The 25,117-nt window shown below is 72.5% G+C and carries 20 protein-coding genes; 7 read left to right on the top strand and 13 right to left on the bottom strand.

Annotated features, from left to right (window positions below):
• Positions 1-169 precede the first annotated feature (169 nt).
• Together BJ971_RS28450 and fdhA are read left to right on the top strand one after the other, a co-directional pair.
• Positions 170-1,180: a lipid II:glycine glycyltransferase FemX gene (locus BJ971_RS28450; RefSeq protein ID WP_184996252.1), complete on the top strand. Its 1,011-nt coding sequence runs from the start codon at positions 170-172 to the stop codon at positions 1,178-1,180.
• A gap of 85 nt (positions 1,181-1,265) precedes the next feature.
• A complete protein-coding gene (gene fdhA, locus BJ971_RS28445) occupies positions 1,266-2,699 on the top strand; it encodes a formaldehyde dehydrogenase, glutathione-independent (RefSeq protein ID WP_307837387.1) in 1,434 nt (477 codons plus the stop codon).
• A gap of 114 nt (positions 2,700-2,813) precedes the next feature.
• On the opposite strand, the gene BJ971_RS28440 is transcribed toward fdhA, so the two are convergent.
• Positions 2,814-3,530: a phosphatase PAP2 family protein gene (locus BJ971_RS28440; RefSeq protein ID WP_184996250.1), complete on the bottom strand. Its 717-nt coding sequence runs from the start codon at positions 3,528-3,530 to the stop codon at positions 2,814-2,816.
• Positions 3,531-3,589: 59 nt separating this feature from the next.
• Between BJ971_RS28440 and BJ971_RS28435 the strand changes: the two genes are divergently transcribed.
• Positions 3,590-4,117: a GNAT family N-acetyltransferase gene (locus BJ971_RS28435; protein ID WP_203709347.1), complete on the top strand. Its 528-nt coding sequence runs from the start codon at positions 3,590-3,592 to the stop codon at positions 4,115-4,117.
• Positions 4,118-4,173: 56 nt separating this feature from the next.
• Here the strand turns inward: BJ971_RS28435 and BJ971_RS28430 are convergent, their stop codons facing one another.
• Together BJ971_RS28430 and BJ971_RS28425 are read right to left on the bottom strand one after the other, a co-directional pair.
• Positions 4,174-4,995: a class I SAM-dependent methyltransferase gene (locus tag BJ971_RS28430; RefSeq protein ID WP_184996249.1), complete on the bottom strand. Its 822-nt coding sequence runs from the start codon at positions 4,993-4,995 to the stop codon at positions 4,174-4,176.
• Between the two features lie 2 nt (positions 4,996-4,997).
• Positions 4,998-5,999, bottom strand: a complete 1,002-nt coding sequence (locus tag BJ971_RS28425; RefSeq protein ID WP_184996248.1) for a methyltransferase — start codon at positions 5,997-5,999, stop codon at positions 4,998-5,000.
• A gap of 259 nt (positions 6,000-6,258) precedes the next feature.
• Here BJ971_RS28425 and BJ971_RS28420 point away from each other — a divergent pair, with 259 nt between their 5' ends.
• Complete coding sequence (locus BJ971_RS28420; protein ID WP_311772804.1) at positions 6,259-7,308, top strand: glycoside hydrolase family 26 protein; 1,050 nt, start codon at positions 6,259-6,261, stop codon at positions 7,306-7,308.
• Between the two features lie 66 nt (positions 7,309-7,374).
• On the opposite strand, the gene BJ971_RS28415 is transcribed toward BJ971_RS28420, so the two are convergent.
• Positions 7,375-7,737, bottom strand: a complete 363-nt coding sequence (locus BJ971_RS28415) for a DUF2203 domain-containing protein (protein WP_184996247.1) — start codon at positions 7,735-7,737, stop codon at positions 7,375-7,377.
• Between the two features lie 86 nt (positions 7,738-7,823).
• Between BJ971_RS28415 and BJ971_RS28410 the strand changes: the two genes are divergently transcribed.
• The gene (locus tag BJ971_RS28410) at positions 7,824-8,102 is read left to right on the top strand and encodes a hypothetical protein (RefSeq protein ID WP_184996246.1); all 279 of its coding nucleotides are present in this window, start codon (positions 7,824-7,826) and stop codon (positions 8,100-8,102) included.
• Positions 8,103-8,398: 296 nt separating this feature from the next.
• Here BJ971_RS28410 and BJ971_RS28405 read toward each other — a convergent pair whose 3' ends face one another.
• Positions 8,399-9,664, bottom strand: a complete 1,266-nt coding sequence (locus BJ971_RS28405) for an MFS transporter (RefSeq protein WP_184996245.1) — start codon at positions 9,662-9,664, stop codon at positions 8,399-8,401.
• A 147-nt stretch (positions 9,665-9,811) separates the two neighbouring features.
• Here BJ971_RS28405 and BJ971_RS28400 point away from each other — a divergent pair, with 147 nt between their 5' ends.
• A complete protein-coding gene (locus BJ971_RS28400; protein WP_184996244.1) occupies positions 9,812-10,027 on the top strand; it encodes a hypothetical protein in 216 nt (71 codons plus the stop codon).
• Between the two features lie 25 nt (positions 10,028-10,052).
• On the opposite strand, the gene BJ971_RS28395 is transcribed toward BJ971_RS28400, so the two are convergent.
• From BJ971_RS28395 to BJ971_RS28370, 6 genes are all read right to left on the bottom strand, one after another.
• Complete coding sequence (locus BJ971_RS28395) at positions 10,053-12,521, bottom strand: transglutaminase TgpA family protein (protein ID WP_184996243.1); 2,469 nt, start codon at positions 12,519-12,521, stop codon at positions 10,053-10,055.
• Positions 12,515-13,690: a DUF58 domain-containing protein gene (locus BJ971_RS28390; protein WP_239087849.1), complete on the bottom strand. Its 1,176-nt coding sequence runs from the start codon at positions 13,688-13,690 to the stop codon at positions 12,515-12,517. The genes BJ971_RS28395 and BJ971_RS28390 overlap by 7 nt, the downstream gene beginning before the upstream one ends.
• A 43-nt stretch (positions 13,691-13,733) precedes the next feature.
• The gene (locus BJ971_RS28385) at positions 13,734-14,720 is read right to left on the bottom strand and encodes an AAA family ATPase (protein WP_184996242.1); all 987 of its coding nucleotides are present in this window, start codon (positions 14,718-14,720) and stop codon (positions 13,734-13,736) included.
• A 10-nt stretch (positions 14,721-14,730) separates the two neighbouring features.
• Positions 14,731-17,370: a fibronectin type III domain-containing protein gene (locus BJ971_RS28380; RefSeq protein WP_239087848.1), complete on the bottom strand. Its 2,640-nt coding sequence runs from the start codon at positions 17,368-17,370 to the stop codon at positions 14,731-14,733.
• Between the two features lie 112 nt (positions 17,371-17,482).
• The gene (locus BJ971_RS28375) at positions 17,483-18,595 is read right to left on the bottom strand and encodes a fibronectin type III domain-containing protein (RefSeq protein ID WP_184996241.1); all 1,113 of its coding nucleotides are present in this window, start codon (positions 18,593-18,595) and stop codon (positions 17,483-17,485) included.
• 70 nt (positions 18,596-18,665) lie between these two features.
• A complete protein-coding gene (locus BJ971_RS28370; protein ID WP_239087850.1) occupies positions 18,666-20,225 on the bottom strand; it encodes a methyl-accepting chemotaxis protein in 1,560 nt (519 codons plus the stop codon).
• 178 nt (positions 20,226-20,403) lie between these two features.
• On the opposite strand from BJ971_RS28370, the gene BJ971_RS28365 reads away from it, so the two are divergent.
• Positions 20,404-21,615 (top strand): serine hydrolase domain-containing protein, encoded by a 1,212-nt coding sequence (locus tag BJ971_RS28365; protein WP_184996239.1) that lies wholly within the window; start codon positions 20,404-20,406, stop codon positions 21,613-21,615.
• Here BJ971_RS28365 and BJ971_RS28360 read toward each other — a convergent pair.
• Both BJ971_RS28360 and BJ971_RS28355 read right to left on the bottom strand, forming a co-directional pair.
• On the bottom strand, positions 21,566-22,531 hold the full coding sequence (locus BJ971_RS28360; RefSeq protein WP_184996238.1) for a hypothetical protein: 966 nt from the start codon (positions 22,529-22,531) through the stop codon (positions 21,566-21,568). The genes BJ971_RS28365 and BJ971_RS28360 overlap by 50 nt on opposite strands.
• A gap of 56 nt (positions 22,532-22,587) precedes the next feature.
• A complete protein-coding gene (locus tag BJ971_RS28355; RefSeq protein ID WP_221478852.1) occupies positions 22,588-25,101 on the bottom strand; it encodes a glucosidase family protein in 2,514 nt (837 codons plus the stop codon).
• Positions 25,102-25,117: the final 16 nt, after the last annotated feature.

Raw genomic sequence — 25,117 nt, 5'->3', positions numbered from 1 at the left:
GCTCGTCTGCTTTCCCTGTGAACTCACTCTTGCAAATGGATGGTGGGTAGCGTCAGTAGCAATTGTCATAGGGAACATGAGGAATACTCATGTCAATTCGAGAAGGGCCTGAACGGTCCTTGCGGAATGAACTTCCGGCGGGGCATCATCCGCCACAAGGGGGGATTACATGCTTCGACTACAACGGGTCGAGCCGACGCCCGCGCTCTGGTCCGACCGAGCCGGCTACCCGGATCGCCTGATCTTCCACACCGAGCCGTGGCTGCGGTTCGTCGCCGAGTCGCAGCGTGCCGAGCCGGTCCTTGCCACGATCACCGACGGCACCACCACCGTCGGGCACTTCACCGGCCTGCTCACCAGGCGATACGGCCTGCGGATCCTGGGCAGCCCGATGGCCGGCTGGACCACGTCCTACGTGGGCTTCAACCTGGAACCGTCGATTCCGCGCCGCGCCGCGCTGGAGGCCCTGCTGCCGTTCGCGTTCGGTGATCTCGGCGCCGCGCACCTGGAGATCCGCGACCGCGGGCTCACCGAGGCGGACCTGGAAGGGCTGGGCCTGCGCTGGGCCGCGGCGCCGACCGCGGTGATCGATCTGAGCCCGGCCGAGGACTCCCTCTTCGGCGCGATGGCCAGCGCCTGCCGTCGCAATATCCGCAAGGCCGGAAAGTCCGGAGTGGTCATCGAGGAGGCCTCGGGCGACGATCCCGCATTCGCCGATGAATTCTACGATCAATTGCGCGACGTATTCGCGAAACAGGGTCTTGTGCCGACCTATTCGATCGAGCGGGTCCGTTCGCTGATCCGCAATCTCGCGCCGGCGGGCAGCATTCTGCTGCTGCGCGCCCGCGACGCCGAGGGCCGGTGCATCGCCACCGCGGTCCTGCCCTGGTATCACCGCACGATGTATTTCTGGGGCGGCGCGAGTTACCGGGAACACCAGCATCTGCGCCCCAACGAGGCGCTCATCTGGCACGCACTGCGCTGGGCCAAGGCCCGGGGCGTCACCGAGTTCGACTTCGTCGGCGGAAATTCATATAAGGCCAAGTACGGCACCACGGAGGTGCCGGTGCCGTGGGCGCGCCGCTCACGCTCGCCGTTGGTCGCGCGCCTGCGCGACGTGGCGAAGGAGGGCTTCGCGCTCAAGCAGCGCGCCGCAGCCCGCCTGGCCAGGGCGAGGTAGCGCACCGGGCCGGTATGTCAGTAATGCAACTATTGGCGCGTCTTGTCAGTATCGATGGTTTTCTTTCCCGTGTGTCCCGGGAAATATGGCGGGGGCAGGCAGCGTAGCGATTTCGTCGCTGACCGTGCCCGTTCGCCGGTGGTTCCCGAACCGCCGCCCGCGACCCGCTCGCTCGCTTGCTCCGTCCGCAGAGACCGTGCGGCCGAGAGGAGGTGACGCACCTGACCGAGTGACCCGGCCAAGTCGAGTTCGATCAGGAATGGAGCGTAACGAGATGCCAGGCAACAAAGCGGTTGTCTATCAGGGCCCGGGAGACGTGGAAGTCCGAGACAGCGATTATCCGACCTACGAAATGAAGGACGGCCCCGGCGTCAACAAGGCCAATGTCGGCCGCAGGACGCCGCACGGCGTGATTCTTAAGACCGTGGCCACCAATATCTGCGGCAGCGACCAGCACATGGTCCGCGGGCGCACGACGGCGCCGGAGGGGCTCGTGCTCGGGCACGAGATCACCGGTGAGGTCGTCGACACCGGCCCGGACGTGGAGTTCGTCAGGGTGGGCGACATCGTCTCGGTGCCGTTCAACATCTCCTGCGGACGGTGCCGCAACTGCAAGGAGCGCAGGACCGGCGTCTGCCTCAACGTGAACCCGGACCGGCCCGGCTCGGCGTACGGCTACGTCGACATGGGCGGTTGGGTCGGCGGCCAGTCGGAGTACGTGATGGTGCCGTACGCGGACTGGAACCTGCTGCGGTTCCCGGACCGGGACCAGGCGATGGAGAAGATCCTCGACCTGGCCATGCTGACGGACATCTTCCCCACCGGCTACCACGGCTGTGTCAGCGCCGGCGTCACGACCGGATCCACCGTGTACATCGCCGGTGCGGGCCCGGTCGGACTGGCCGCGGCCACCTCGGCCTTCCTGCTCGGTGCCGCCGTCGTCATCGTCGGCGACCTCAACGAGCAGCGGCTGGCGCAGGCGCGCAGCTTCGGCTGCGAGACCGTCAACGTGGCGCAGGGCGACCCGGCGGAACAGGTGCAGCAGATCCTCGGCCGCTCGGCGCCGGCGATCGGCCAGCCCCTCGTCGACTCGGCCGTCGACGCGGTGGGATTCGAGGCGCGCGGACACGGCGCCGACGCCGACACCGAGATGCCCGCGACCGTGCTGAACTCGCTGATGGACCTCACCCGGGCCGGCGGCGCGATCGGAATTCCCGGCCTCTACGTCACCGGCGACCCCGGCGGCGTCGACGAGGCCGCGCGAGTGGGCTCGCTCTCGATCCGGCTGGGCCTGGGCTGGGCCAAGTCGCACTCGTTCGTCACGGGTCAGTGCCCGGTGATGAAGTACAACCGGGCGCTCATGATGGCGATCCTGCATGATCGGGTTCAGATCGCGAGGAACGTCAACGCGACCGCGATCCCGCTGGACCAGGCGCCGCAGGGCTACCGCGACTTCGACCAGGGCGCGGCACGCAAGTACGTCCTCGACCCGCACGGCATGATCGGCAAGCGCAACTGATGAACCTCTTTCAACGTGGCGAGGCCGGCAGCGGTCGGCGCCGGTCCGCGGGCCCGGCACCGGCGGGCTCGATGCCAGGTTGAAAAACGTTCAATGAAGGCCGCCGCGTCGGTGTCACCGGCGCGGCGGCTCGCCGGGCGGGCCGTCGGCCGAGTGGGCGAGCCCGGGATCCAGGCCCTCCTCGACCACGGCGGCGGGAGAGAGCCGGGTGAACGCCGCCGCGGTGGCCGCGACGAACGCGACGCCGAGCAGCCAGCCCGCCACCACGTCGCTGGTCCAGTGCACGCCGATCACGATGCGGGTGAGGCCGGTCAGCACGGCGACGGCGATCGCCGCGCCCCAGAGCAGCCAGCGCCGGCGGCCGCGGACCACCGGCAGCAGCACCAGCACGAACACGCCCGCGGCCAGCGTCGCGTTCAGGGCGTGCCCGGACGGGAACGCGTTTCCGGCCGCGCGGGCGACCGGGTCCAGCAGGTCGGGCCGGAGCCGGCCGACCACCAGCTTGAGCGCCGCGCCGAGCAGCCCGCCGACCGCCATGGTGACCGCCACCCAGAGCGCGAGCCGGCGGGCGCGGCGCCTGATCAGCCAGATCACCAGGGCCAGCGCCGCAAGCCGCAGCGGGTTCGGCGAGAAGATCGTCGTCCACCACAGCGCCGCGCGGGTCCAGCCGGGGTGGCTCAGCGCCCAGTCGTGCAGGGCACCCGTCACGGCGACGTCGAGCTCGTGCAGCGGCGCCCAGCCGCGGGCGACGAGCGCCGCGAGCAGTGCGAACGGCACCAGCGTCAGGACCGCGAGGGTGACGGCGGTGGTGAGCCGCAGGCCGAGCTTCACCGTCTGTCCCTACCCTAGGATTCGGGCCTCGAACCCCGATCGACAGCTGGAGGCCGTCCGTGTTCGTCCTGGGAGACCTGGTGAAACTGCGGGCCATGGAGCCCTCCGACGCCGAGGCGCTCTGGCGATGGAACCACGATCCCGAGGTCATGCGCTGGATGAACGACAACTACGCGCAGCCGCTGACCCGGGTGCGGACGTTCCTGGAGGAGCGGCCGCGCAACGACTACGGCGACGTGCTCTTCGGCATCGAGGCGATCGGCGACGGCAGGCTCGTCGGCCTGATCCGGCTGCACGGCGCCGAGCCCGAGACCGGCAACGCCGAGCTGGACATCTACCTCGGGGAGAAGGACGCCTGGGGCCGGGGGTACGCCACCGATGCGGTCCGCCGGGTCTGCCGCTACGGCTTCGACAAGATGCGGCTGCACAAGATCACCCTTACCGTCGTGACGGAGAACCACGCGGCCCGGCAGGTGTACGACAAGGTCGGCTTCTCCGAGGAGGGCCGGCTGCGCGAGGTCTTCCGCCGCGACGGCCGCTGGTACGACAAGTACACGATGGGCCTGCTCGAGGGCGAGCTGACCTGAGCTCAGCCCGCCACGGCAGCTCAGCCCGCCACGGCAGCTCAGCCCGCCACGGCAGCTCAGCCCGCCACGGCGGCGAGGGCGATGCGCTCGCCGGGGAAGACGGCGAGCTTGCGGCCGCCGGAGCGGAGCAGCTCGGCCCGGTGCGCCTCGGCGCCGATGTCCGTCAGCGGGGTCAGGCCGTGCGCGCGCAGGCGGGCGGCCATCTCGGCCGGATGGTAGGCGCTGCGCCAGCCCAGGCGGCGCGACCACCGGTTGTTCTCGCGCCGCTCCGCCTCGGCCCTCGGAAGATAGGTGATGATCACGCGGCTGCCCGGTGCGAGCCCTCCGGCATAGGCGAGCACCCGGTCGACGGCCTCACCGCCGAGGTACATGGTCACGGCCTCGCAGAGCAGCAGGGTGCGATCGGTGCCCGCGCCGGCCAGGACGTCTTCCGCGTCCGGTTTCGTCAGGTCCAGCGGCAGATAGTTGACGTGCGCCGGCAGGGCGCCCAGCGCCCGGGCCAGGGCCGCCTTCTTGGTGGCCTGCGCCGACGGCAGGTCGAACTCCCAGACCCGGGCCGCGGCCATCTCCGGCATCCGGTACGGGCGGGTGTCCAGGCCCGCTCCGACTATCACCACCCGGTCGATCCGGGTGGCCAAGGCCGATCGGCAGGCGTCGTCGATGGCCCGCGTGCGGCAGATCACCGCGCCGTAGAAGCCCGGCCCGGCCCGCTCCAGCGCGCGCAGGAACAGCCACCGCAGCGGGCGGTGCGCGACCATCGTCGCCGGCCAGCCGGCGAGCATCCGGGCAGCGAGGGGGTCGTCGAACAGCGGCCGCGGCGCGTGCTGCTCCAGCGCCCGGATCACGGCGACGCCGTCGGCGGTCCTCTCGACGCGCATGCTCAGGCCGCCGCGATCGCCTCGATCACGACGTACGGCGGTTCCACCGGGGTGGCCGCGGCGCGGCGCAGGCCCGCCCGGGTCAGCACGTCGTCGAACTCGGCCAGGGTGCGTTCCCGGCTGCCCGCGGAGGCGAGCATGGCGATGTCCATCAGCGGCGCGATGCCGGGCGCGTGGTCGTCGATGACGATCTCGGTGATCACGATGCGGCCGCCCGGGCGCAGGGCGTCGCGGCAGTTCGACAGGATGCGTACGCAGTCGTCGTCGGACCAGTCGTGAAGGATGAACTTCAGCAGCAGGATGTCGCCCGGCGGAACAGTCTCGAAGAAGTCGCCGGCCACCGCGGTGAGCCGGTCGTCGAGGCCGCGCGCGACGGCCGCCGCCTGCGCGCCGGGCACCGCGTGCGGCAGGTCCAGCACGGTCGCCGTGAGGCCGGGATGCCTCGCCAGCATGGCCAGGGCGAAGGAGCCGTGCGCGCCGCCGACGTCGACCACGGTGGTCGCGGCGGCGACGTCGATCACCTCGACCGCGTCCCGGATGACCGGCGCCGACATGCTGGTCATCGCGGCGCCGAAGAGCGCGCCCTCGTCGGGGTGCGCGGCCAGGTAGTCGAAGAACGGCATGCCGAGCGCCTGCGTGGTCTGCGACTCGCCGCTGCGGACCGCCTCGGGGATCCGCGCCCACGTCAGCCACAGGCACGCGCTGGACTGTGACGCGGCCAGGTCCCGCAGCGACATCGGCGCGTCGTGGTGCAGGACGGCCAGCAGCTCGGTGCCGGCGAAACCCTTCTCCTCGTACGCGACCAGGCCCATCGAGGCGCAGGCGCGCAGGAAGCGGGCCGTCGCCTGCGGGTCCGCGTCCTCGGCCTCGGCGATCTCGGCGGCCGTTCGGGGGCCGTCCGCCAGGTGCTCGGCCAGCGACAGGTCGACGGCCGCGCGCACGGCCTGTGCCAGCCACGGCCCGACGAGGAACCCCATGACCGTCTCATATGGACTCGCTGTCATGCCGGGAACTTAGCGCCGCCGGGACCCGCCAGTCAGCCCGGCGTCAGACAGTGCGAAATCCGGCGGATGGCCCGCTCTTGTGTCCGGTATTACCCGTCTGGCGAGGTTTTCCAGCGCCGAAATCCTCAAGTTTCGCCGTTCGGGTCGGTCGCAACCGGGCGGCACCTGTCCGGGACCGGGCCGCGCACCCGCCGCACCGGAATCTCTAGTGCATGCCCGGCCGAACCTGGCGCCGGAACATGCGGGGGGAAACCAAAAAGTGCGTATCAAGTTTGCGAAGTCGTTGACCGTCCTGGCCGCCATGGCCGTCGGCGCCGGAACCGCGATGGCCGGCACCACCGCCGCGACCGCCGCGCCGGCCAAGCCGTGTGTCACCGACAAGAACTTGGTGCCCTCCTGCGGCGTGTTGTGGGGTGCCGCCGCGGGTGGTTTCACCACCAAGCCGCGCGACGTCGAGCTGAAGAACTGGGAGAAGCTCTCGGGCCGCACCGCTTCGATCTTCCACACCTACCACAAGGGCGACGAAGCGTTCCCGACCAAGGCCGAGATCGCGATGACCTCCGACCCGGCCAACCCCCGCGTCCTGCTGACCAACTGGAAGATCGCCTACGGCTCCTCGTGGGCGAAGGTCGCCAAGGGCGAGCAGGACAAGCGCATCGACGCGTTCGCCGCCCGGATCAAGAAGACCTACGGCGACAAGAAGTTCTTCCTCGTGCTCAACCACGAGCCGGAGAACGACGTCATCGCCAAGAAGGGCTCCGGCTGGGAGGCCAAGGACTTCGCCGCCATGTACCGCCACACCATCAAGCGCCTGGAGTCCAAGGGTGTGGACAACGCGATCAATGTGATGGCGTACATGGGTAACGAGAAGTGGATGGCCCAGTCCTGGTGGGCCGACCTGTACCCCGGCGACGACGTCGTCGACTGGATCGGCCTGGACTCCTACGTCAGCGCGGAGAAGGGCTACTACCACTACGGCAAGTTCGCCGACCTGCTCGACCGTAAGGCCACCGGTAACAAGGGTCTGGGCTGGTACGACTGGGCCACCACCAAGCACGCGTCCAAGCCCATCATGATCGCCGAGTGGGGTGTCTACCACCGCATCGGCAAGCCCACCGACAAGACCGCCGGCTACAACAGTGTGCTGCCGGAGCTGGCCAAGCGGCCCGGGATCAAGGCCATCGTCTACTTCGACACCAAGAACGACGACGAAGGCAACCGCGACATCAGCATCGACAGCACCAAGAACAACCTGGCCGCGTTCAAGAAGCTCGCCGCCAACCCGATCTTCAACGTCAAGATCGGCTGAACCACCCGCACTTCCCCACGAGCCGCCCGGCTGATGCCGGGCGGCTCGACCGCGTTCCGGCCATGGTCAGCCCAGCGGCCGCCGGCCGGCGAAGCCGAGATCGAGCCGGTGGTACCAGCTCAGGGCGTCCTCGCCCTCCAGCCAGCACAGCAGCACCGGCACGCCGTCGAGATCGGAGGGAAAGTCGACGAGCAGCGGAGCGACGCCCTTGAGCTCGGCCCCCGTCTGCTGCACCTCGGTCATCAACTCGTTGAGCCGGGCCTCCGCGGCCTTCAACTCGGGCAGGCCGCCGAGGTCGGTCGGCTCGCCGCCGGTGGTCAGGGCGGCGGCCAGCTCGACCACGTCGGCCCGGACGACGACAAGTTCGTCCAGCAGCGGCCGCAGCCCGGCCAGCTCGATCCGTGCCTGCGCGAGCGTGAACAAACCCATGGGGGCAGTCTTTCATCCGGCCGTCGCCGCCGTCGTATCACCCGCGCCGAGCCACGACAGCCGCGGAGCCGTTACGGTTGATTACCATGACGACCTACTCGGGTCCCGCAACACTGATACTCGTCGACGGTGCGCGCGTGGACGGCATGGCCTCGCTCGGTACCAATCAGCGCGGAGACCTCACCGGCTGGAGCGGTACCTTCCGTCCGGACCAGGTCAGCACGGAGCTCCGCAACGCCAGTGATGGACTACAACTGGAGTTGCCTTATGAGCAGATCGGCGAGGTCGCGGTCACCGGCATCCGGCGCCTGCTCGCGACCCAAGTGCTGATGTCGCTGGTTGGGCAGGGCCCGGCACCCTTCTGACGCCGCCCGGGCGGCGCATGCCGGAGGTCCTGTCGAGAGCACTCTCGACAGGACCTCCGGCATGCCCCGGCCCAACGCGCCCCCGCCGCGAAGAGGACGACGGACTGCCCGGCTCGCCCGCAGGTCGCCGCGCACAGCACGCTCGGGTCACGCGGCCCGGGCGTGGAGGGGCCGGCGGGCAGCCGGGTCCGCGTGCAAGGTCGCCGCTGCGCACAGCGCGCCGGGGCTACGCGGCCTGGGGGTGAAGGGCGGCGGACGGGCTTGCGTGCAGGGTCGCTGCGCGGAGCGTGCCGGAGTTATGTGGCCCGGGGGCGGAGGGGGCGGCGGGCGGAGAGGCCCGCGAGCAGGGTTCCCGCGCACAGGGCGGCGGCGCTGAGCCCAAGTGACCAGTGGATGCCGACGATGCCGCCGAAGAGTCCGACCGTGATGCCGCTGCCGAAGCGCAGGCCGTTGGCGGACATGCCGAAGACGCCGATGACGCGGCCCCGGTCGGCCGGCGGGGCGAGGAGCTGCACGAGGGTCTGCCCGATGGACATCGACGCCAGGTTGGCGATGCCGCCGATCACGAGCAGCAGCAGTGACAGCGGGTAGCTGCTGGAGACGGCGAACAGCAGGGTGCTGAGCCCGTAGACGCCGGTGCTGACGACCGCGGCGGTCACGGTGGGGCGGATCCGGCCGGTCGCCTCCAGCAGGATGCCGCCGATCACCCCGCCCGCGCCGTTGGCGAACAGCAGGATCCCGTACGCCGTTCCGGCGCCGCCCGCGCCCAGGTCCTGCGCGAAGATCGGCATCGAGGACTGCATCGAGGCGCCGACGAAGAACGAGCCCAGCCCGCCCAGGATGATCATGCTGAGGAGCGTGCGGTCGGCCCGGATGTCGCGCAGCACGCGTACCGAATCCATCAGGCCCATCCGGGGACGGGCGATTCCGTTGTCGCGGGTGTGTCCGGTGAATCTGGTCCGGAACAGGAAGATCGTCAGCGGCAGGTAGAAGGCGACGTTGGCGAAGATGCCGGCGGTCGGGCCGAGGCCGAGCAGCAGCGCCGAGCCGACCACCGGGCCGAAGAGGACGCCGAGGCTGCGGAAGGTCGCGTTGAGGCGCACCGCGCTGGGCAGGCCCTCCTTGCCGACGAAGTCGTGCAGCATCAGCTGCTCGGCCGGGCCCCAGAGGCAGCCGGCGATGCCGTGCAGCACCAGGAGCACGCAGGCGGACCAGACCTGCAGGGAGTCGGTCAGCAGCAGCACGCCCCAGCCGACGGAGGCGAGCATGAACAGCGCCTGCCCGGCCTGGATGACCCGGCGGCAGTCGAACCGGTCGGCCAGGGCGCCGGAATAGACCGAGAACAGCAGGAACGGCACCCAGTGGCTGATCACCTGGAAGCCGGCCAGGGCGGGGGAGTGGAACCTCTCCCAGAGCACCCAGTACGTGATGACGTGCTCGATGTTGTCGGCCATCATCGCCATCGCCGCCCCGAACAGGTACGGCCGGCAGTCCCGGTTGCGCAGCGCGGCGAACCGGGGCGCCGCCGGAACGTCCACGGCTGTCTCGCGGGCGGTACTCATATCAGGGCTGACCTCCCCGCAGAGCCTCGTCGATGCCGCCACGGGCACCGGCCGCGGTGCGGGCGAAGGTGAGCTGGGCCACCGGCGCGACGTTATGGCCCGGCGTGAGGGGGTATTCGACCCTGCGAGACGAAAGGACGTGAAGCCATGGGTGCGGAGCCGGACCAGCTGGAGCTGGATCAGAAGATCGCAGACCTTGAGGCGCAGGTGCAAGGGCTGCGTAGCCGGATCGGCGAGCGCGCGGATGGTCCGACCGACGCGGCGGAGGCGTCCCTGCTGCTCACCGAGATCGCGGAGCAGGAGGCGATCCTCGCCGCGCTCACGGCCCGGCGCGACGAGATCAAGGAACGGCCGGTCCGCTGATCACCCGTCCCGGGCCGGCCCCACGTCAACGCCGCCGGTGCCAGGCCAGCGGACCCGGGTGCACGCTCCACCAGAGCCGCCGCCACCAGGAGCGCCGGGCCCGCAGCGCCTCGGCGTAGGCGACGGCCTGGCTACCGGCCCGCTCGGCCTGTTGCTCGTCTGCCGCCCTCGGCGCGAACGTGGCCGTGTTCACGGCGTCGACCAGATCATCCAGCGCCGGCATCGGCCGAACCTCGGGCGGCGTCGCGGCCCGCACGGGCGGCCGGACCCGACCACCCGCCGCCGATCCGCCGGCCGACTCCGACCCACCGGCGCCCCCGCCCATTACGGGCCCGGCACCGCCCGCCGCAGTCCCGGCACCGCCCGGCCCGACATTGCCCGGCCCGGCGCTGCCCGGCCTGGCGCTGCCCGGCCGAGGGCCGCCCAGCCTGGCACCACCCGGCCCAGGGCCGCCCGGCCCGGCGGCGCCTGGCGCAGGTCTGGTGCTGTCTGCCGCGGGCCCGGCCGCGAAGGCGGCTGCCTCCGTGGCCGCGAGGTGTGCCGGTACCGGCCGGCCGGCGAGCCGCAGCGCGTCCGTGAACTCGAACCACGCCCCGGTGATCCGCTCGTGCGGTGCGCCCGCCTCGAGCCGGCGCCGGCGCAGTCCCCGGCGCATGATCACGACCGTCGCCGCCGCCGTGAGCAGCACCAGCAGCACCGACCCGCCCGCGCCGGTCGCCACCAGTGCCGCGGGCGGCCCGCCGGCCGGACGGACGCGGGCGTCGGCGAGCGCCGGGGGAGCGGACGCGCTGGGTGCCTCGCTGGCCGGTGGCGGCTCGGAGGTCGGCGGCGGCGTCGACGGCTTCGGCGTGAAGTCCTCCTCGACCGGACGCGGCGTCTGGTCGCCCTGCGGCATCGGATCGAACGCCACCCAGCCCAGGTCCTCGAAGAGCACCTCCGGCCAAGCGATCGCGTCGGCGCCGGTGACGGTGCCGCCGGCCCGCGGCGCGTCGAAGCCGACGACCACCCGGGTAGGCAGCCCGGTCAGGCGCCCCAGCAGCGCGAACGACGCCGCGAACTGCTCCGACGTGCCGCGCTGGCCGCCCTGGTCGCGGGGGCCCAGCAGGAAGAACTGGAGATTCGGGTACGCGTGCCCGCTCGGCGCGTCGGGCACCTTACGGTAGTGCCCGGCCAGGAACTCCTCGATCGCCGCCGCCCGGTCGTAGGCGCCCGCGTTGCCGTCCGCCAGCTGGTCGGCGAGGCGCTGGATCGAGTCCGGCACCCCGGTGCCGACCTTGAGGAAGCGGGCCACCGCGTCGCCGGTTGGCGAGTCCGCGGTGGGCAGCAGGTTGTAGTCGGGCTCCCGGGTCTCGGAGGTGACCGTGTAGCGCAGGCCCGGCCGCAGCACCTCGGGGCAGATCAGCGTGCCGGTGCCCGGGTCGTAGGCGACCCGGGCGCCGTCGACGCCGGTCGGGGTCGGCACGACCGGGAGCAGCCGCCCGGTCAGCTCGTCCACGACGATGTCCTGCCTGACCCGCCGCATCGGCACGTCCGGCGGCGCCGGCGGCGCGGGCAGCACCCGCCCGGCGTTGCGGTAGACCGCGCCGACCCGCCACGTCACGCCGTCGTAGTCCGGCAGCACCGCCAGCCGCAGCCGCAGCGAGCCCTTGCCCGGGTCGGCGGGGCCGACCTCGAGGAGCTTCTGCTCCGGCGTCAGCGCCCAGCCGGAGATCCGGTTCAGCGGGCTCTCGTCGAGGCTGTCGACCTGCGGCGGTTGCACGTACCTGCGGGGGTCGACCGGGGTCGCCGAGACCCGGTCGCCGACCAGCGGGCCGACCACGACGATGAGGCCGACGAGGACCACCAGGGCGACGGCGGCGCCGGCCAGCGCCCGGCCGCGTACGGCGGCGCGGGCCTGCGACGGCACCTCGTCGAGCACCGGGGCTGCGGCGGGCCGGGTGGTGACCGCGAGCGCGAGCACGACGAGCGTCGCGAACAGGATCGTCGGCCGGCCGGCGCTGCCGGCGTTCGGGCCGACGACGTAGAGCGCGCCGCCGTAGAGCAGCGCGGCGGGCACAAAGCCGAGCAGCACCCGGCCGGAGCGCACCGCGACCTCCGCGCCGGAGAGGCCGGCCAGCCACGCCGCGACGACCGGCACTACCACGGTGTCGGGCGTCGACTCGACCGGGATCATGGCCGTGAGCAGGCGGGGGATGCCGTTGGCGAGGGCGTCGGGTACGACCGCCGTCAGCGGATCGGTCAGCTCGGCCCGGCCGGCGGCCAGCCGCAGCGTCACGAGCGTGTAGCCGGCCAGCAGCAGCACCGACAGCGGCGCGACCGTCCACGACGGCAGCCGGCGGGCGGCGACGCCGACGCCGACGGAACCCAGCGCCGCGCCGGCGACCGCCTGCATGAGCAGCGCGTCGGCGTAGATCCGGCCGAGGACCACGCCCGAAAGGCCGATCAACACCACGAGCGCCACCGGTACGACCGCGGCGCGCAGCCACCTCACCATCCGCGCACCCCGTCCCAGGCGCCGGCGAACTGCGCGCCGTCCTCGGCCTCGATGACGATCAGGCCGCCGCCGGTGGTCACCGGCGCCGCGTCCGGGTCGCCGAACAGCCCGGCGATCACCACCGGGTACGCGCCGCGCAGCCCGGTCACCGCGCCGAGGTCTGCGCGTCCGCCGGGCCCGGTGAGGTAGACCAGGGTGTCGCCGAGCCGGTTCTGCCGCAGGCTGCGCAGGGTCTGCGTCAGGTCGCCCCCGCGCAGCCCGGCCTCGGTCAGCACGTCGAGGAAGGTGCCCGGCGCCGGGCCAGAGACCAGGTGCAGGGCGACTGGCAGGTCCTCGCGCGCGGCGGCGGCGACGATCGACGCGGCCGCCTCGCACGCGGCCTCGAAGGAGTCGGCGGTGCCGTCCTTGACGTGCGGGTGCGCCGCGGCGCGGTCGTCTAGCAGCACGATGATCGTCGGCTCGCTGGTGTCGAGCTGCTCGCGGACCATCAGCTCGCCGACCTTGGCCGAGCTGCGCCAGTGCACCCGGCGCAGCTCGTCGCCGTACACGTATTCGCGCAGCGAGTCGAAGGTGATCGTGCCCTGCGGCACCTTGTCGATGCGGCCGTCGAGGCTGCGGGCCATGCCGGCCGGGACGGCCCGTAACAGGTGGATGCGCGGGTGCACCCAGACAGTGGTGGCGTCGCCGTAGGTGCGGGACAGCGTCATCAGGCCGAGCGGGTCGCCGCGGGTGACCCGCAGCGGCCCGACCGGCACGACGCCGCGGCGCCGCGTGGGCACGGGGTAGACCACGGTGGTGTCCCGGCCCGGGCGCAGCCGCAGCAGCGGGACCGGCACGCTGGCGGCGCCGCAACGGTCGACCGCGACGAGGTTCGCGGCGCGCAGCCGGCTGGTGTTGCGCACGGTCAGCGTCATGTTCGCCGGCTCGCCGCGGGCGACCCGGTCGGGCTCGGCGACCCGCTCGACGCCGAGGCCGGGGCGCCACACCGCGAAGACGACGCCGGACGCGACGGCCACAGCCGCGGCGGTGCCCAGCAGCGCCAGATCCGGATAACCGAAGCGGAACCCGATGAACAACAGCACGACGGCGGCCCCGATCACCCCGACGCCGCGGCCGGTGACGCCGCGGGCCGAAATGCCGCGGGCCGAAATGCCGCCGAAGCGCCTCACGCCGCGCCGCCCGTCCGCGTCCGCGCCGTGCCCGTGCCGGGCGTCAAGCCACGACGCTCTGGTTGTCGGGCAGCGGGACCGGCACCGAGCGCACCGCGTCGTCGAGCACCTCGGTGGCGGTGACCCCGCGCAGCTGCGCGTCGGGCGAGAGCAGCACGCGGTGCGCGAACACCGGCTCGACAAGCGTCTTGAGGTCCTCGGGCAGCACGTAACCCCGGCCGTTGATGAGCGCGTAGGCGCAGGCGGCCCGGGTCAGGGCGATCACGCCGCGGGGGCTGACGCCGACGCGGACCTGCGGGTGGTCGCGGGTGGCGGCGGCGAGGCGTACCGCGTACGTGTAGAGCGGGTCGGCGATGTGCACCCGCTGCGCCATCCGCACCATCTCGCCGACGGTGGCGGTGTCGGTGACCGGCTCCAGGGTGTCGGGTGAGCGCAGCGCGGCCCCGCGCAGCACCTCGACCTCGATGTCCTCGGAGGGATAGCCGACCGACAGCTTGACCAGGAAACGGTCGAGCTGTGCCTCCGGCAGCCGGTAGGTGCCGTCCATCTCGACCGGGTTCTGCGTCGCGACGACCAGGAACGGCTGCGGCACGGGGTGCGGCACGCCGTCGACGGTGACGCGGCGCTCCTCCATGACCTCCAGCAGCGCCGACTGGGTCTTCGGCGACGCGCGGTTGATCTCGTCGGCGATGACGATGTTGGCGAAGACCGGTCCAGGGTGGAACTCGAAGCCGCGGCTCGCCTGGTTGAAGATCGTCACGCCGGAGACGTCGGAGGGCAGCAGGTCGGGGGTGAACTGGATGCGGCGCCACTGGCCGCGTACCGCCGCGGCGATGGCCCGGGCCAGGGTGGTCTTGCCGACGCCGGGCACGTCCTCGAGCAGCACGTGGCCCTGTGCGAAGAAGGCGGTCAGCGCGAGCCGCACCACCTCGGGCTTGCCCAGCACGACGGTGCCGATCCGGTCGGCGAGCTGCGCGGCCAGGGCGGCGAAGCCCTGCACGTGCTGGGGCGGAAGGGGTTCGGTGCTCACGGGCGGATCCTCAGCAGGTGGGCAGGTCGTTGACGTCGTCGCCGCCGTCGAGGTTGAGCCACGCGAACGGGATGTAGTTCTTGCCGGAGTAGTTCACCTGGATCCACCAGTCGGACTCCTTGTGGCTGTTGTAGATGTAGGAGTCGATGGAGTCACCCTTTTTCTTGCAGTACGCCTCCAGCCGGGTGCCCGGCTCCGCCCAGCCCACCTGACTGCCGTTGTCCTGCCGGGTGACGCTGAAGATCTCGTTGCCGTTGCGCCCGGGGCGGTCCTCGTTGCAGTAGGTGGCAGTGTCGCCATTCTCGCCGTTGCGGCAGGTCGCGGTGCCGTAGAGCGCGCTGGTCTGCTGCGCCCGGGACTTCGCGTCGCTGGTGCCCGCGGCGGTCTTCGCGGTCACCGTGAGGGTGTAGTCCGTGCTCGGCTTCAGGCCGGTCACCTTGAGGCTGGAGCAGCTGCCGGTCGCGGAGCCGCCGCCCGAGGCCTTCACCGTGCAGGTCGGCGCCGCGCCGCCGGCCTCGACGCTGAAGCTCACGGTCGCGGTGTTGAACGTCGCCGAGGTGTCGGTGAGCGTCACGACCGGCTTCGGCAGCGTCCGGGCGGTCGCCGTCGCGGCCTCGCCGTCTCCGGCCTCGTTGACGGCACGCACCTCGACGGCGATGCTCTCGCCGGTGCCGAACCCGGTAAGGGTCACCCCGGTGCCGTCGGTGACGTCGGTCGACCTGCCGCCCGCCGCCACCACGTACTTGGTGATGGGCCGGCCGTTCTCCGCCGGCGCGGCCCAGGTCACCTTGATCGCGCCGGCCTGGTCGCTGACGGTCGCCGCGTCGATGTTTTCCGGGCGGCCCGGCTTGGCGAACGGCACCACGCTGTTGCTGACCGGCGAGGCCTTGGAGCCGGCGCCGCGCTCGTTGATCGCCACCACGGTGAACGCGTACTGCTTGCCGTAGTCGAGCTCGCCGTCCTTGATGGTCAGTCCGGTGTCGCCCTTGGCCTCGCCGATCGGTGCCGACGTGCCGTCGCTGACGGCGGTCACCGCGTAGCGGACGATGTCGAGGCCCTGGCCGTTCGCGGCCGGCCAGGTGACCCGGACGGTGCCGTCCGGTTTCGCCTCGGCGGCGGCGGAGGCCGGCGGGTCCGGCACCTCGGCCGTCGGCCGCACCGAGTTGCTGGTGCGGGCCGGGCCGTCGCCCTTCTTGTTGACCGCGTGCACGGCGAACTTGTAGGTCTCGCCGTTGGTCAGGCCGGTGACGTTGAGGGCGCGCTGGTTGGCGCCGACCTGGAACGTCTGCCCCGCGCCCTCGACCACGTACCTGGTGATCGCGGCGCCGTTGGGGGCCGCGGCCTGCCAGGTCACCCGGGCCTCGGCGTTGCCGGCGGCGGCGCGCACGCCGCGCGGCGCGCCCGGCTCGCTGACCGGCGGCTTCTTCGGCTTCGGCGGGGGCGGCGGGTCCGGCGGGGTGGGCGGCGGGTCTCCACCGAGGACGTCGTCGGCGTACTTGTCGACGACGCGCACCCGGTGCGCGTCGTCGACGACGCGGGCGGTCGAGGAGCCCGGCGCGTTGATGAACAGGTAGTTCTCCCGGACCTCGAGCTCGAGCGGGCCCGGTGTCTTGAAGCCGATGCCCGTCTGCTCGCGGCCGGCGGTGTCGAAGACGTGCACCGCGCCGGTGGACTCGTCGGCGACGTAGAAGTAGCCCTTCCACGCGACGGCGGGCTGTAGCGCGGCGCCGTCGCCGGGCACCGCGAAGTCCGCGACCGGCGCGGCGTCGCGCACGGCGTAGACGTGGCGGGCGTCGGGGACGGTGACCGGCACGACGGCGCCGTCGGTGTGCGCGGGCAGCGTTCCCGGGCCGGCCAGCGGCAGGGGGGTGACGGCCTTGCGGTCGTCGCGGATCGTGGTCAGCGCGTTGGTGGTGCGGTTGAGCACCGCGACGCCGTCCTCGAGGGTGGAGATGGCCAGGTCGTGGCTCGCCGGCGCGACCGGGTCGGTGCGCACCCGGGTCGGGCCGGCCACGGTCTGGTCGCCGCCGCCGGCGCCGGCCGAGCCGTCCGGCAGGGGAGCGGCCTTGATCGCGGTGACCGTGCCCTCGCTGGGCGCGGCGATCCACAGTCGGCCCTCGCCGTCGAAGACCCCGCCGGTGATGCCGGGCGGGAAGCGCAGGGACTGTCCGATCGGGGTCAGCTGGCGCGGGTCGAGCTGGCGCACCTCGCCCTGCACGGCGTCGATGACGAAGGCGGAGTCCTCGTGCAGTGCGACGCTGACGCCGATGCCGGCCGTCATCGTCTGCCGCACGAAGACCTGGAGGGTGGCGAGGTCCATCGAGCTGATCACGCCGGTCTGCTGGTCGCGCAGGATCACGAACCGGTCGTTCTGCGTGACCAGCAGCTCGTGGCCGCGGGCCTTGGGCACGTCGACGCGGGTGTCGACGCGGGCGGTGACGCCGTTGATGCGGGCGACCTCGCCCTGGGTCCGGCTCCAGACCCAGGAGGCGGCATCGAAGCTCGCGACCGCCTGATCGGCGGCGCCGAGGCCCAGGACGGTGAGGCCGAGGCCGATGACGAGGCTCAGGACGGTGCCTATGGTGACGAGGCCGCCGCGGCTGCGCCAACGGCGTCTGGGCTGCTGCACCACGACATCTGCACCTGCCACGGCCTGCTTACCTCCCCGTTTGCCCGTAGGACGCAGGCCATCATAGGGGGACGCGGGTTGTTGTGGACACCCGCCAGTCACGTTTGTGGATTATGAAGATCGCCGAGAGTGATCATCGTGCGCCGGGCGACGGCGCCTTCGATTTCTTCGATCGACTGGTGCAGGTCTGAGGCGAGGTGGAGAACTGGGTGGTGCTGTAGACGGCCACGATCGCGAAGCAATAGTCCAGGTCAGCGTTGAGTCCATTGAGGTCGAACGACGTCGTGCCCGGCCCGACGTTCCCCATCGGCCGGAGCTGTTCGCCGGTCTGGCTGCCGGTCACGACGAACGACGCGCGGCCGTTGGCCGGATCGCTCCAGAACAGCCGTACCGACGATCCGTAGTCACGCATGCGCACATCGGTAGGGGCGGGGCCGCTGAGAGTTGGCACATCGGTGTCCGGATCGTCACCTCGATCGGCGAGGACGACCACCAGCGCGACCACGGCGATGATCACCCCGAGGACCGCGGCGATCGCCGCGAAGAGGGCCGGCGCCCTTCTTGTGTACGCCGATTCGTCGGCCTTTGCCGGTGCGGGTGCGGCTGGGGGCGCCGAGGTGACCGGCGGCATGGGCCGCTGCCCATGATCATGGCGGCTCTGCTCGAAGTGGACCGGCTCGTAACGGTCCGCCGCGGGCGCCGGGAAATGCCGCGGCGCGGGCGCCGGGAAATGCCGCGGCGCGGGCGCCGGGAATTGCTGCGGCGGTACCTGGAACCGGTGCTGCTCGGCGGCGGGCACCTCCATGCGTACCGTCGGAGGGTCTTCCCCCAGATAGGAGCGCGCGCGGACGACGGCCCAGTGATCCGCGCCGAGCACGGCCGGGCCGTGCGCGGCCACCCGGGTGAAGGCACGCCGGGCCTCGTGCCGGTTCTCCATCTCCTCGGCCACCACGCCGAGGTCGAACGAGATCCCGAGCATCACCGGGTCGGTGTCGCCGAGGCGCCACTGCCCGGCGGCGTGCGCCTCCTCCAGCACCCGCCGCGCGCCGGACGGGTCGCCGGCCTGCCGCTGCACCGCGGCGAGCTGCTGCGCGGTGGCGAGCACGTCGGGATCGTCCTCGCCGAGGTTGGCGCGGCCCAGGTCGACGGCGTGCTCGAGCGCGGCACGCGCCTGGCCGAGATCGCCGGAGGCGGCGAGCGCCTGGGCGTGCTGCCGGGCGGCGAGGAGCGGTGACGGCTGGGACACGCACGCCATGCTGCCCGGAACACCGGCCGCACGCCAGTACGCGACATCACGTACCGGCGTGCGGGTCCGGTCAGATCAGCTGGAAGCGGGCGACGATGGCCCGCAGTTCCCCGCCCATCCGGGCGAGGTCCGCAGCGGACTGCTGCGACTGACCCACGCCCGCCGTGGTGATCTCCGCGGCCTGCGCGACGGCGGCGATCGTGGTCGCGATGTCCCGGCTGCTGTCGGCGGCCTCGGCGACGTTGCGGCCCATCTCGCCGGTGGTGGCGGTCTGCTCCTCGACCGAGGCGGCGATCAGGGTCTGGTACCCGCTGATCCGCTCGATGATCTCGGCGATCCGCTCGATCGCCTCCACCGCGCTCGCCGTGTCGGCCTGGATCGCGTCCACCCGCTGCGAGATGTCACCGGTCGCCTTCGCGGTCTCCTGCGCGAGGTCCTTGACCTCGCTGGCGACGACCGCGAAGCCCTTGCCGGCCTCGCCGGCCCGGGCGGCCTCGATCGTGGCGTTGAGCGCGAGCAGGTTGGTCTGCTCCGCGATCGCGTTGATCAGCTTGACGACGTTGCCCACCTCGGCCGAGGAGGTGCCGAGCTTGCCGACCGTCTCGTTCGTCGCCTGTGCCACGCGGACCGCCTCGGCCGCGACGGCGGCGGCCTCGCCGGCGTTCTGCGCGATCTCGCGGATCGCGGTGCCCATCTCGGAGCTTCCCGCGGCCACCGTATTGACGTTCGCCGACACCTGGGTCGCGGCCCGGGTGACCTCCTGTGCCTGCGCGCTGGTCTCGTCGGCCGACGTGGCGATCCGCTCGGACACCCGGGACAGGTCGTCGGAGGCGACGGCGAGCGAGTCGGCGTGCCCGGAGACGGCGCCTACCGTGTCGCGCAGCGAGTCGATTGTCTCGTTCAGCGCGTCGCCGAGCCTGCCGAGCTGGTCCTTGCTCCGGACGTCGACCTTGGCGGTGAGGTCGCCCTTGGCGAGCCGGCCGAGCGCGCTGACGACGACCGACAGCGGCCGGACCACGGACCGGGTGACCAGGATGCTCAGCGCGACGGCCAGAGCCAGCGCGACGAGCAGCGCGCCGCCGAGGGCGTACTGGCCCAGGCGCTGCGCGTCCTTGCTCTCCTTGCGGGCGGTCTCCATGCGCTTGTCGACGGACTTGCCGAGGGCGGTGGTCGTGTCGTAGATGGTGCCGAGCGACTCGGCCGCGGGGCCGTCGTTGATGGCGTCCATCGCCTTGACCCGGCCGGCCCGGCTGTCGTCGCCGATCCACGCCATGATCTTCTCGTCCCAGGCGAAGAAGTCGTCCCACGCGGGCTTGAGCTTGGCGTACAGTGCCTGCTCGGCGGGGGTCATGTGCGCGGTGTGCGCCTTCTTGAAGCTCTCGTACAGCGCGTCCTTGGCGTGGAGCTCCTCCGTGCGGTTGAAGCTGTCCTTGCCCAGGCCAACGGCCGGCCCGTAGGTGGCGACGTCGGCGACGACCAGCCCCTGCCAGCCGGAGATGTCCGCCATCTGGTACTCGGCGAGCTTCACGTCCTGCTGCACCGACTGGAGGTCGGTGAGGTCCTGCTGGGCCTGCTGCTGGCGCGCCATCGCCCACCAGCCCACGCCCGCGGCGACGATCATCAGTGCCATGAGCACGGAGAACGCGGCACCGAGCCGCCTACCAACACCTGCACGACCGAAGCGCACGCCTGTTCCCTTTCCGGAGCTGAATTTCGTCAGACCCCTCATCGGCCGGGCCGCCACCGGGTACAGGAGATGAGATGGCCGTCGCGGTCAGATTCGGGCAAAACTCCGATAAAGTGAATAAATGCGACGAGTAGCCTTGTCCGTACTGACGGTCACCGTTCTGGCGGCGGCCACGTGCTGGGTCACCCCGGCCGGCGCCGGCGTACGGCCGGCCGGATGCGCGGCGACCGCGAGCCCGCGCGGCACCGCCGCGGCGATCGTGGACATCGCCCGGTCGACCCGGCGGGAGCTCGGCCTCAGCGCGGCCCTGGTCCGGGTGACGGTCGGCGGGCGTGAGGTGGTGACCGCCGCCGTCGGCGAGTCGATGGCCGGGGTGCCGGCGACCACGGACATGCGCTTCCGCATCGGGGCGGTCGCCATCGCGTACCTGAACGTCGTGCTGCTGCAACTTGTCGACGAGGGCACCGTGACGCTCGACGACCCGATCGCGCGCTGGCTGCCGTCGCTGCCCCACGCCGACAAGGTCACGCTGCGCATGCTGGGCAGCAGCACGTCCGGATATCCCGACTACGAGAGCTACCCGCCGTTCGTCGCCCGGCTCTACGCCGACCCGTTCCGGCACTGGAGCGAGCGCGAGCTCATCGACCTCGCCCTGGCCCGCCCCGCGTGGTACACGCCCGGCACCAACTGGAGCTACTCGCACGCCAACTTCGTCATCCTCGGCCAGGTCCTCGAACGCGTCACCGGCACCGATGTGGGAAGGCTGCTCCGGCAGCGGGTGCTGAACCCGCTCGGCCTCCGGTCGACCGTCGGCGCGGACACCGCGTACATCCCGGGCCCGGTGCTGCACGGATACACCATCGAGCGCGGCCGGTTCGAGGACTCGACCTACTGGAACCCGTCGTGGACCACCGCCGCGGGCGCCGTCCTGACCTCGGACATCTGCGACCTGGGCGCCTCCGCGCGGGCCGTCGGCACCGGCCGCCTCATCTCCGCCCGCGCCCTGCGCACCCAGCTCGACCCGGGCACTGTCGGCCTCGGCGAACGGACCGGTACCTGCCCGGCGACGATCTGCGTGCACCAGAGCCAGGACCGCCACTTCGGGCTCGGCGTCGTCGTCGAGAACGGCTGGATCCAGCAGACACCGTCGTTCGCCGGGTACTCCGCCGTGCAGACCTACCTGCCCGGCCGGGACATCGCCATCGCGGTCGCCACCACCCGGGGCCGCACCACCACGGAGGTCAACTCCGCCGAGACCGTCGCCGACCGGATCGCCACCCTGCTCACGCGTGGTCGGGCGGAGGGAGGAAGTCCGGGCCGTACTGGTCGATGAGCGCCCTCAGTGCCTGCATCGTCGCCATGATCTCGCTGCGCCAGTCGCTGTCCGCGGCCGACTCCCGCTGGTCGGCCGAGCCGTCCAGCACGGTCCAGGCATCGCGCAGCACCCGGTGTGCGTGCTCCTCCTCGGCCCGTCGCCGCAGCTGGTAGCGCCAGGTGTCGAGCATGTCGCCGGCCAGGGCCGTCATCTGCTTGAGGTCCCGGACCACCGGCTTCATCTCGTCCTCGACCAGCTTCATGCTGCGGGCCAGCGCGGCGTCGGCCTGGCCGAGCTTCGCGCGCAGGCCCGGATCGATGGCCCGCAGGCGCTGCGCCGTGGTGCGGGTCTTGCGCCGTTCGGCGCCGATGGACTGGAGGATGCTCAGCTGCGCCGCCACGGTCAGCAGGGCGCGGGCGGCGGCCCGTTGCAGCTCGGCCAGGTCAACCATCGGCCGCCGGCCGCCGACCTGGAACCGGTGCAGGTCCACCAGGATGGCGTCAAGGCTCTCGACGGTCTCCAGGAGCTTGCGGAGCCGCTGCTGCTCGCCGGCGCCGGTCAGCCGGTAGACGTCGCCGGTCTGCCGGAGCCGGGCGCGGGCCCGCCGGGCGGAGCCGGTGGCCCGCAGGCGCAGCCAGACCAGGACGGCGCAGGCCAGCAGGGTGACGACGGCGCCGCCGAGGAAGGCGCCCTGGCCCAGCCCGGGCACGAACGACCAGGCCACCACGAGGGACAGTCCGCAACAGACCAGGGCGACCGCGACCGCGTCCAGCGGCGGCTGCGCGTCGCCGCGCGCGGCCTCGGCCCACCTACCCGGGGTGTCCCGGTACGCCACCGGTCCGAGCCCCTCGGTCCCCGCGGCCCAGCCGTGAACGTGCAGCTCCGCGCCCTGCTGGACGATGCGGACCGAATCCAGTGTCGCCCGGGCCGCCATGCGCACCATCATCCCAAGAATCGACCCGGATCTCGGTCACCCGAACGGGGGCCCGGTCAGCGCAGCCGCACCTCCAGCGTGTGCCGTCCGCCGGTGCCGGCGGCGAGCAGGACCTCGCCGCCGCGTGCGGTGGTCCGTTGCCGGTACGCCGCGGGCCGCCCGTCCAGGCGTACCCCCGCGACGGTGGCGCCGGCCGGCAGCACCGCGCCGAGGGTGAGTTCGGCCCGCAGCGCCGCGCGCACCGAGACGGTGAGCGCGTGCGCGGTCCGGGTCGCCGTCACGTCGAGCGATCCGGTGCCGAGCCGGATGTCGTGCCCGGCGATGCGCTCTTGGCCGGGCGGCAGCGCCGGCACCACCGACAGCCGGCCGCGGCCCACGTCCGGATCGACGCCGAGCTGCTGGCGCACCACCGGCCAGAGCACGCCGTACGCGCCCCAGGCTTGCAGCACGCTGGACCGGCCCAGGAAGTCCCGCTCGATGTTGGCGACGAAGTCCGGCGACGGCGCCACCTCCGGCATCGCGCCGGGCATCTCCCAGACGGCCGGGTCGAGCTGGATGCGGGCGTTGCCGGTGGTGTAGCGGCGTTGCGGCCCGAGCCGGCCGTAGTTGCCCTCGGCGACGGCCGCCACCGCGGTGTTGAGCGAGAACGTCGCCCACTCGGCCGGCACGGCGGACACCACGCTGTCGCAGGAAGGGCCGGTGTTCCCGGCCGGCGCGCTGGTCGGCCCGCTGCCGGTGTGGAAGAGGCCGAACTCGCCCGTGTAGCAGTCCCGTTCCCGCTGCGCCAGCGCGAGGCGCGCGTTGCCGGGTGCGGCGAGCGGCCCGCCGGGCAGCTCGGCCTCCATCGGGGTGAGCCCGGTCCAGTGCCGCTGGAACACCGCGACATCGCCCGGATCGCTCAGCGAGTCGGCGTAGGCGGCGGCGTCGCCGCCGTACCACCAGGTCCGCTCGAAGGCCCGCTCGCGCCGCCCGGCCTGCGCGCTCGCCCAGCCGGCGACCGCCCGATCGCCGCGGGACGCGGCCAGGTCGGCCAGGTCCCGCAGCCCGCGGACGGTGTAGACCGCCACGTCGAGCTTCTCCCCGCCCATGCCCGGCCGCTCCACGTTGCCCAGCCCCTCGGGCCAGCCGTCGGCGTCGGCGTCGAGCGCGGTCACGTACCGCATGGCGCGCACCGCGGCGTCGTACATCTCGTCCCGGAACGCGTCGTCGCCGGTCCACCGCCAGATCAGCGCCACCGTGCTGGGGAACTTGGCGCTCTCGTCGGTGTTGCCCGGGTCGTCGTTCGCGCCGAAGTAGACCTGCCCGTCCGGGGTGACCTCGTGCACCACCTTGCCGGACCCGCCGTTGACTATCTCGCTGATGTCGCGCAGCGCCCGCAGGTGCGCCTTGATCGGCTCGAACTGCCCGGCCGCCACCGAGGCGAACGCGGTGTACTCCGCGTCGGTCGCGAAGATCCACGGATAGTCCGGCCATCCGGCGCCGACCCACCGCGCCACATCGACGGTGCCGGCCGGCGGCGGGAACCGCGTGCCCTCCCGGCTGGCGAACACGTCCAGGCCGCGCGCCTCCTGCACGGAATCGGCGAGATTCTGCTTGGACCACTCCACGCTGCGCTGCAACAGCCGGTCGCCGGGCAGGTCCACCCGGGTACGCGCGGCGAGGTCCGCCCGGCCGGCGAGCTTGCGTGCCAGGGCGCGGCCCGGGTCGCGCAGGGCGGACCGCGACTCGGCGGTGGCCGCCGCGACCCCGTCGTCCGAGCCGGCCACCGCGAACCAGACAGTGCGCCCGCCGCGCGGCACGTCCAGCGTGTAGGTGAGCCGGCCGCCGGTGCCCCGGCCGAACGGCCCGTCGTCGCAGCGCGGCGGCGCCGGATCGGCCGGCGGGCACACCACGGCGGGCTCCTGCGGCCCGCGGTGGCCGGCGCCGAGCGCGTGGCCGTCCGGTGCCAGCTCGCTGCCGACCACGGCGGCGTACTCGTGCGGCCGCTCACCGTCGGCCGACTCCCGGAACACCAGATTCCGCCCGTCGAACCCACCGGTATCGGCCAGGTTGGCGGTCTCCTGGCTGGGCGTCGTCCACCCCCACGGGTACGCGGAGAGCAGCTCAGAGTGCGCGTCCACCGACAGCGCGACCCGCCGTGCGGGGCCGGGGAAGCTGAGCCCGACCAGCGCCGCCCGGCCGCCGTCCGGCACCACGTCGGTACGCCGGACCCGCAGCCCTCCGGGACCGGCCAGCTCCATCTCGACGAAGCCGGCGCCGCTGGTGAACCGCTCCGCGCTCAGCCACTGACCGTCGACGGCGAACCACAGGCCGTCGAGCAGCTTGATCGGCGGGCTCCAGAAGCCGCCCATCTCGCCGCGGATGTGCCAGCCCGTCGCCGGATAGCGGCCGTCCTCGGCGCCGACCTCGTAGGCGCGGTCACCGGTCGCCACGAACCGCCGGTCGGCCAGGCGCCGCTGCTCCGACAGCCCGGCGCCAGAGGCGTCCGCGGACGCCGGCGGCGCGACGGCACCGGCGGCCGCCACGACCGCGACCAGGCAGGCCAGGCTCGTCCCTCGGATCCGGCGCATGCGGGCCTCCCTGCTG

The organism is Amorphoplanes digitatis (assembly GCF_014205335.1).
GTDB classification, from domain to species: domain Bacteria; phylum Actinomycetota; class Actinomycetes; order Mycobacteriales; family Micromonosporaceae; genus Actinoplanes; species Actinoplanes digitatus.
The sequence above is the reverse complement of the archived record's forward strand: the minus strand, read 5'-3'. Positions and strand labels throughout refer to the sequence as shown.